The organism is Pseudomonas sp. 05N434 (genome assembly GCF_056396965.1).
Window position 1 is genome coordinate 1 of sequence record NZ_JBFTMK010000848.1, and the last position, 1390, is coordinate 1390.

General features: G+C 61.7%; 2 protein-coding genes. One reads left to right on the top strand and one right to left on the bottom strand.

Translation table 11 applies throughout. The features are described from left to right. Positions 1-5: 5 nt before the first annotated feature. A complete protein-coding gene (locus AC1DLB_RS30050; protein WP_477786288.1) occupies positions 6-383 on the top strand; it encodes a YfeK family protein in 378 nt (125 codons plus the stop codon). A gap of 43 nt (positions 384-426) precedes the next feature. Here the strand turns inward: AC1DLB_RS30050 and AC1DLB_RS30055 are convergent, their stop codons facing one another. Then, a complete protein-coding gene (locus AC1DLB_RS30055) occupies positions 427-1278 on the bottom strand; it encodes a CAP domain-containing protein (protein WP_086946179.1) in 852 nt (283 codons plus the stop codon). Positions 1279-1390: the final 112 nt, after the last annotated feature.

Below are 1390 nucleotides of genomic sequence, written 5' to 3' on the forward strand. Positions count from 1 at the left end.
GGCATATTGTTGCACCCCTCACTCAATGGCTGACGGCGGCAGGTATCGGCCTGACTGCCGTGGTGTTCAATGCACAGGCACAAATCCCACCTCAAGCCACTCAGGAAATAAACAGCTTGCTGGACTTTGTCGAGCACAGTGAATGCCGGTTTGTGCGCAACGGAAGCGAATACGGCGGCCCTCAAGCCCGGGCGCATCTGGAGAAGAAGCTGGAGTACCTTGAAGAACAGGACAGGGTGAACAGCGCCGAAGACTTTATTGAGCTGGCGGCCACCCAAAGCAGCATGAGTGGCCGCGCCTATGAAGTGCGCTGTCCGGCAGGCATACAACCGGCCAACCTCTGGTTGAAGACCGAGCTACAGCGGCAACGGCAACGTCATTGATGGTGTCTTGATGCGCTAGCGCAGCACAATCAAGCAGCCGCCTTTACGGCGTGCCAAACATCGCCGTCCAGTAAATACCCGCGTCACTCTTCGGGTCCACCGCATAGGCTGCACCCAATTCGCGAAATTGTGGGTTCATCAGGTTGGCGCAATGCCCCGGGCTGGCCAGCCAGCCATCGACCACCTTGCGCACTGTGTCCTGCCCGGCGGCGATGTTCTCACCGACCTGCTGGCCGGCGTACCCCGCCAGTTCAGCCCGATCACCCGGCGTGCGGCCGTCGCGGTCCTTGTGATCGAAAAAGTTTTGGTTGGCCATGGCCCGGCTGTGGCCCTCGGCGGCTGATCCCAGCGTGGCGTTCCAGACCAGCGGCGTGGTGGCGGTGAAGGATTGGGTACCGCACTGGCGCGCTTGCGTGCGGGCGCTGTTCATCGCTTCAAGGAGTTTCTGTCCCTCCGCCTGCCAGTCGCCCAAGCGCCCCGTCAACAGCGGGCGCGCCAGCACGATGCGCCACTCGCGGCCCTCCCGGCTGACGCCGATATCGACAAATTGCGGGTCCAGCACCACCCGGCAGAAGCTCTCCTGAATCGCCTTCATCGCGGCGGGCGCATCACGCGGGCCGGACAAGCTGATTGCCTGCACATTAACCATCGGGTACGCCGCGCGGGCCAGTGCCTGCTGCAGGTCGCCGATGCTGTTGGCGGACAGCACCAGGCGCGGATCGCTGGCCAGCGGTGGTAACTCCGAAGACGCCTGTCCGGCACAGCGCTGTACCTGGCTGCGGTAAACGTTGATCGACTCTACCAGCTGTTGTTCATCGGCCGCCGACGCGATGACGCTGAACACCAACCCGAATGACAACACGCCAAGATGCAAAACGGATGACAGGCTGCGCATGAAAATCTCCCTGGAATGGACCCTGCCATGATGCGCGATGTCACCCCTCCTTATGCAATGCCTTTTCGCGCCCAAATGCAGTTTACTGCCTGCCTGTTGGCATGAATTCCGG